This is a genomic window from Amycolatopsis sp. (assembly GCF_035546795.1).
GTDB lineage: Bacteria > Actinomycetota > Actinomycetes > Mycobacteriales > Pseudonocardiaceae > Amycolatopsis_E.
In genome coordinates this window covers 1-6,160 of sequence record NZ_DASZWC010000023.1, presented here as the reverse complement: position 1 = coordinate 6,160, position 6,160 = coordinate 1, and the positions used below count along the sequence as shown (strand labels likewise).

Genomic DNA, 6,160 nt, shown 5'->3' with positions numbered 1-6,160 from the left:
TCCCTGCTGAAAGAGGTTTACAACCCGAAGGCCTTCATCCCTCACGCGGCGTCGCTGCGTCAGGCTTTCGCCCATTGCGCAATATTCCCCACTGCTGCCTCCCGTAGGAGTCTGGGCCGTGTCTCAGTCCCAGTGTGGCCGGTCGCCCTCTCAGGCCGGCTACCCGTCGTCGCCTTGGTAGGCCATCACCCCACCAACAAGCTGATAGGCCGCGGGCTCACCCTGTACCGCCAAAACTTTCCACCCCACACCATGCAGTGCGAAGTCATATCCGGTATTAGACCCCGTTTCCAAGGCTTATCCCAGAGTACAGGACAGATTACCCACGTGTTACTCACCCGTTCGCCACTCATCCACACCCGAAGATGCTTCAGCGTTCGACTTGCATGTGTTAAGCACGCCGCCAGCGTTCGTCCTGAGCCAGGATCAAACTCTCCAACAATGAACAAGTTCGACCGACTCGATCGCATTCTCAAAGAAACCCACAAAGGGTTCAAATAAGCTCTACTGGCTTAGTTCATCAAACACACTGTTGAGTTCTCAAACAACACGCTCTTTGCTGCTTCAACCGGGCCATACCCTACCCCGTCTCGAATCTGCCGATTCATTCGGGGGTGGTCCAGCTCGGCGGCCTGGTACCCCGTGCGTTTGGGCTTTTGCCCTCCGGCCCGGTCTCCCTGGCGACGAAAAGAAGATTACATGCCTGGAAAACCGGTCCGAACAGGGGGGTCCCTTAAGGGTAAAACCGCAGTACAGCGGGCTACCAGGGCAGCGTTCCGCGCGCGGTGTGGAAACGTCCGGTGCGCTCTTCGGAGGTGTCGAGTGCGAGCCGGACCGCGACTTCCGCGCCATCGACCGGCGACAGATGTCCGCGGTACGCGTTCAGGTCGGTCGCGCAGTGCCCCGGATTCACCGCATTCACGCGGATGCTGTCGAGCTGTGTAGCCGAGCAGCAGCGGAACGAAGGCGTTGATGACACGGATCGGCCCGAAGACGTTCGTGTCGCACACCTGGCGCACCACGTCCGCGGACAGCTCACTCGGCCGAACCCCTGCTCGACGAGTTTCGCGGGCGGGCTCCGGCGGAGATCGTCGAACCAGGGACCGGCGATCCCTGGCTGGGCGCGCGGGGAAACTGGGTTCGTGTTGGCGGACTTCTTACGGAGCAGGCGGACACGTCTGCAGCCGGCGGACGTCCGCTTGCCAGCCGGGCTCCTCCCGTCGCACGCCCGGTCTGCGACGGGTGGAGGTCGCGGGCCTGGCCGCCATCTCCACGGACTACTACACCCGGCTGGAACTGGCCCGCGGGCCGAAGCCGTCGCGGCAGGTGCTTTCCGGGCTGACGCGCGCACTCCGGTTGTCCGACCGCGAGCGCAATTACCTGTTCTCTCTCGCGGACGAGCCGCCCGCTCACACGCCTAGGCCGTCGCGTAGATCAAGATCGCCAGCCACCCGGTGGTCGGCGAGTTCGAGGTGAACTGCGAGGTGCTGGTGGTGTCCGAGCGTGACCAGCGCGTCGTCATCTACCCGGCCGATACCCGGCCGATCCCGGCACGCCGGGGCACGAGGCGTTGCAGCTGCTGAAGGTGATCGGCACGCGGGACCTCGGCGTGTGTCCCCGCGCCAGTTGCCGCGCGCCGACGGGCACGGCAGGCTCGGGCACCATGCCCACTCTGCTGATCGTGCATCACACGCCGTCGCCGAATGTGCAGGCTATGTTCGAGGCGGTGGTGTCCGGTGCGACCACCAACGAGATCGAGGGGGTCGACGTGGTGCGGCGGGCGGCGCTCGCCGCGACGGCGTCCGACGTGCTCGAAGCCGACGGCTACCTGCTCGGCACCACGGCGAACCTCGGATACATGTCGGGCGCGCTCAAGCATTTCTTCGACCAGGTCTACTACCCCTGCCTCGACTCCACCCGTGGCCGTCCGTTCGGTTACTACGTGCACGGCGGCAGTGACGTCGCCGGGACGGTGCGTGGGATCGAGTCGATCACCACCGGGCTCGGCTGGGAACAGGCCGCCGCGAAGGTGACCGTGACCGGCGAACCGAGCAAGGTCGACCTGGAAGCGTGCTGGGAGCTGGGCGCGAGCGTCGCGGCCGGGCTGACTGTATGACACTGTTATAAAACGCTGTTATGCTCGCGGCATGACTCTACTCAGTGGTCCTGCCCAGCTGTTCACCGTGATCGCCCTGGTGTCGCTGCCGACCGTGATGTACGGCGGCTACGCACTGCTCGGCCTGTTGCGCAAACGCAAGCTGACCGACCAGCAGCGATCGTTCTTCCGCGCCGGGCACGCGCATGCCGGTGTGCTGCTCGTGCTCGCCCTGATCTCCTTGCAGCTGCTGGCGCAGGGCGACCTCGGCGAAGCGGCGCGGTGGATCGCGTGCTTCCTGCTGCTGTTCGGCATCCTCGGCCAGGCCGGCGGGCTCTTCCTCAACCTGCTGCCCGGCCGCGGCGGGCTCGCGCACGGGGTCACCACCGGCGGCGCGGTGTTCCTCGCGGCGGCGATGCTGATGACGGCCTGGGGAATCGCAGTCGCCTAGCTCGATAAACTCGGACCGTACCTTTTTCCGAACGTGAGGATCGTCGTGCCCGAGTACCTGTCGACCGCGCCCTACCGGGGGACCAGGGATTTCCTGCCCGCGGAGATGTCCGTCCGGACGCAGGTGTTCGACCATCTCTACGACGCCCTCGAGCAGTTCGGCTACCAGCGCTACGACGGCCCGATCCTGGAGTCCGCCGAGATCTACGAGCGCAAGTCCGGTCAGGAGATCGCCGATCAGCAGCTGTACACGCTGACCGACCGGGGTGGCCGCAGGCTCGCGCTGCGCCCGGAGATGACCCCGTCGGTCGCCCGGATGATCGCCGGCAACGCGGGTTCGCTGAACTTCCCGGTGCGCTGGTACAGCCACCCGAACTGCCACCGCTACGAGCGTCCCCAGCGCGGCCGGGTGCGCGAGCACTGGCAGATCAACGCCGACATCTTCGGTTCCGACAGTGCGAACTGCGAAATCGAGATGTTCGAGCTGATCCACACGCTGCTGGGTTCGGTCGGTGCCACTGAGGACATGTTCCTGGTGCGCGCCAACGACCGGAACCTGCTCGGTTCGGCGCTGACCGATCTCGTCGGCGTGCCGGCCGAGCAGCTGAACCAGGTGTTCTCGCTCGTGGACCGCTGGGAGAAGTACGACAGGGACAAGCTGGGCGAGCAGGCGGCCGAGATCGGCTTGTCGGACAAGCAGTTCGAGAAGCTCGGCGATGTGCTCGGCGCCGGCACCGCGTTGCTGGACGAGCTGCCCGCGCCGGTGAAAGAGGCGTCGAACCTCGTCAAGGTGCTGGACTCCGACGCGGCGGGCCTGGTCCGGTTCGACCCGATGATCGTGCGCGGGCTGGCGTACTACACGTCCACCGTGTTCGAGGTCTTCGACACCTCGCCGGAGAACAACCGCGCGCTCTTCGGTGGTGGCCGGTACAGCGACCTGGCCGGGATGTTCACGTCGCAGCAGATCCCGGGCATCGGGTTCGGCATGGGCGACGTGACGCTGATGGACTTCCTCGGCACGCACGGCCTCACCCCGAAACCGCGCAGCGAGGTCGATGTCGTGGTGATCCCGGTCGTCGAGGAACTGGCTGGTGCGGCGCGGAAGGTGGCGACGGAGCTGCGCGGGGCGCGGCTGCGTGTGTCGACGCCGCTCGAATTGCGCAAGCTGGGCAAGGAACTCTCGCGTGCGGACCGGGCCGGGGCGCGTGCGGTGGTGATCGTCGGCCAGGAGGACTGGGACGCCGGAAACGTCACCGTCCGCTCCCTGGCCAGCCGGGAGCAGCAGACCGTGGCGCTCGACGGGGTCGCGGCCGCCGTCCAGGCATTGCTGGGCTGAAAAAGCGGCCCCGCACTCGCTCGAGTGCGGGGCCCTTTCTCACTTGTCCACGTTGCGTGCGAATCGTTCCGGGTAACGCGCGCCCGCCACCGCGTCCGACGGCGCGGCCGCCTCGATCGCGGCGACGTCCTTTTCGGACAGTGTGATTTCGGTGGCGGCGGCGTTCTCTTCCAGGTACTTCCGGCGTTTGGTGCCCGGGATCGGCACCACGTCCTCGCCCTGGTGCTGCACCCACGCCAGCGCCAATTGCCCTGCCGTGACCCCCTTTTCCGCGGCGAGCTTGCGCAGCGCCTCGACGATGGCCAGGTTACGGTCGAGGTTCTCGCCCTGGAACCGGGGCATACCGCGGCGCATGTCGTCCTCGGGCAGCTCCTCGGCCGAGGTGACCGTGCCGGTCAGGAAACCCCGGCCGAGCGGGGAGAACGGCACGATGCCGATGCCCAGTTCCCGGCAGGTCGGCACGATCTCGTCCTCGATCCCGCGCGTCCACAGGGACCATTCGCTCTGCAGCGCCGTCACCGGATGCACGGCGTGCGCGGCGCGGATCGTGGCCGCGGTCGCCTCGGAGATGCCCAGGTAACGCACCTTGCCCTCGGCGACCAGTTCGGCCAGCGCGCCCCAGGTCTCTTCGATCGGAGTGTTCCGGTCGACGCGGTGCTGGTAGTAGAGGTCGATGTGGTCGACGCCGAGGCGTCGCAAGGATTCCTCGCAGGATTTCTTCACGTACGCGGCGTCGCCGCGCACACGCTGCTCGCCGCCCTCGAACCGAATGCCGAACTTCGTGGCCAGCACGACCTTGTCCCGCCTGTCCGCGATGGCGCGGCCGACGAGTTCCTCGTTCGCTCCCGCGCCGTAGACATTGGCGGTGTCGAGCAGATCCACGCCCAGTTCGAGGGCGCGGTGAATCGTGGCGATGGACTCCTCGTCGTTGTCGCGCACGCCGTAGGCCTGGCTCATGCCCATGCAGCCGAGGCCCTGCGCGCCGACTTCCAGTTGTCCGAGCTTGCGCTTGGCGATCAAGCCGAAATCCCCTCCACCTCGGCACCTGCCAGGTCACGGCAGATCCGGTCGTAGTTGTCGATCTTGTAGTCGAGTACGTCCAGACAGGACTGCAGTTCGGCGATCCGCTCCCGGACCGAGCTCCGCTGTTCCACGAGAATGCCCCGGCGACGTGCGGCCCCGGCGTCGCCGTGCCGGCGAAGCTGGGCGTACTCCCGCATCATCTTGATCGGCATCCCGGTGGTGCGGAGCTTGGTCAGGAACCCGAGCCACGCGAGGTCGTCGTCGGAATAGGCCCGGCGGCCTGCCGCGTCGCGCGAGGGTGGATCCACCAGTTTGATGCGCTCGTAGTACCGGAGGGTGTCGATCGACAAGCCGCTCCGGCGTGCGGCCTCCGCTATCGAATAGCTCATGGCCGTCCTCTCTCCCCTCGGTGGTCGCCGCTCACAGCTTTCGACACTACGACCTGGAGTGCACTCCAGGTCAACTCCTGATCGCAGCATTCATAACACTGTTGCGATACGCTGTGTTCATGGCCCGACCACGTACACATGACGAAAACCTCCGCCTGCGCCTGCTCGACCGGGCCGGCGAACTGCTGTCCACGGACGGCCCGAAGGCGCTCAGCCTGCGGAAACTCGCCAGTGACGCGGGCACGTCCACCACCGCGGTGTACTCCCTGTTCGGCGGCAAACCGGATCTGGTGAACGCGCTTTACGTGGAAGGTTTCCGGCGGTTCGGGCAGCGACTGGCCTCGGTCGTCCCCAGCGGCGACCCAGCCGAGGACTTCGTGCGGCTCGGACTGGCCTACCGGGAAAGCGCGCTCGCCGACCCGAACCTGTACTCGATCATGTTCACCAAGGCCGTCCCGGGATTCGAGCCGGCGCCGGAATCCACCGACCTGGCGCGCCGCACGCTCTCGCCACTGATCGAAGCGGTGCGCGAAGCGATCGCCGCGAAGGTGTTCGCCGATGTCGCCCCGGAGACGATCGCGGTGAGCGCGTGGGGCCTCGTGCATGGGCTGGTTTCCCTGGAGCTCAACGGAAACCTGCCGACCGGCTTCGACGTGGCCGCCTCCTACGAGACCGCGCTGCGGGCACACGCCGACGGCTGGCGCCGCCGCTGAATCAGTTGGCGCTGGACGCGCATCCGGGCAACGTGATCGTCGGCCCGGACGGTCCGGTGCTGTGCGACTTCGATTCCTCCTGCGTCGGACCACCCGAATGGGACCTGACCCCGCTGGCCGTCGGCCGCGAGCGGTTCGGGGATCCGGCGGGCCG

At 66.8% G+C, this 6,160-nt stretch carries 7 protein-coding genes, 1 rRNA gene and 2 pseudogenes; 6 read left to right on the top strand and 4 right to left on the bottom strand.

Translation table 11 applies throughout. The features are described from left to right. Together VHD82_RS15700 and VHD82_RS15695 are read right to left on the bottom strand one after the other, a co-directional pair. Positions 1 to 442: ribosomal RNA gene (locus VHD82_RS15700) — 16S ribosomal RNA — on the bottom strand; the annotation flags it as partial. 318 nt (positions 443 to 760) lie between these two features. Next, entirely contained in the window at positions 761 to 922 is a 162-nt protein-coding gene (locus VHD82_RS15695; protein ID WP_325703385.1) for a hypothetical protein, read from the bottom strand. A gap of 220 nt (positions 923 to 1,142) precedes the next feature. Here VHD82_RS15695 and VHD82_RS15690 point away from each other — a divergent pair. The 4 genes and pseudogenes from VHD82_RS15690 to hisS form a co-directional block, all read left to right on the top strand. Next, a pseudogene (locus VHD82_RS15690) lies at positions 1,143 to 1,395 on the top strand (helix-turn-helix domain-containing protein); the annotation flags it as partial. Positions 1,396 to 1,663: 268 nt separating this feature from the next. Continuing rightward, a complete protein-coding gene (locus VHD82_RS15685; RefSeq protein ID WP_325703382.1) occupies positions 1,664 to 2,116 on the top strand; it encodes a flavodoxin family protein in 453 nt (150 codons plus the stop codon). A gap of 31 nt (positions 2,117 to 2,147) precedes the next feature. After that, positions 2,148 to 2,546 (top strand): hypothetical protein, encoded by a 399-nt coding sequence (locus VHD82_RS15680; protein WP_325703378.1) that lies wholly within the window; start codon positions 2,148 to 2,150, stop codon positions 2,544 to 2,546. A gap of 45 nt (positions 2,547 to 2,591) precedes the next feature. Continuing rightward, positions 2,592 to 3,881 carry a histidine--tRNA ligase gene (gene hisS, locus VHD82_RS15675; protein WP_325703389.1) on the top strand — a complete coding sequence of 430 codons (1,290 nt, stop codon included), beginning with the start codon at positions 2,592 to 2,594 and terminating at the stop codon, positions 3,879 to 3,881. 39 nt (positions 3,882 to 3,920) lie between these two features. Here hisS and VHD82_RS15670 read toward each other — a convergent pair whose 3' ends face one another. Together VHD82_RS15670 and VHD82_RS15665 are read right to left on the bottom strand one after the other, a co-directional pair. Then, a complete protein-coding gene (locus VHD82_RS15670; protein WP_325703375.1) occupies positions 3,921 to 4,901 on the bottom strand; it encodes an aldo/keto reductase in 981 nt (326 codons plus the stop codon). After that, positions 4,898 to 5,293 carry a MerR family transcriptional regulator gene (locus VHD82_RS15665; RefSeq protein WP_325703372.1) on the bottom strand — a complete coding sequence of 132 codons (396 nt, stop codon included), beginning with the start codon at positions 5,291 to 5,293 and terminating at the stop codon, positions 4,898 to 4,900. Before VHD82_RS15665 ends, VHD82_RS15670 begins: the two co-directional genes overlap by 4 nt. 119 nt (positions 5,294 to 5,412) lie before the next feature. Between VHD82_RS15665 and VHD82_RS15660 the strand changes: the two genes are divergently transcribed. Together VHD82_RS15660 and VHD82_RS15655 are read left to right on the top strand one after the other, a co-directional pair. Then, positions 5,413 to 6,006, top strand: a complete 594-nt coding sequence (locus VHD82_RS15660) for a TetR/AcrR family transcriptional regulator (protein ID WP_325703369.1) — start codon at positions 5,413 to 5,415, stop codon at positions 6,004 to 6,006. A 14-nt stretch (positions 6,007 to 6,020) separates the two neighbouring features. Next, positions 6,021 to 6,160, top strand: a pseudogene (locus tag VHD82_RS15655) (phosphotransferase family protein); the annotation flags it as partial.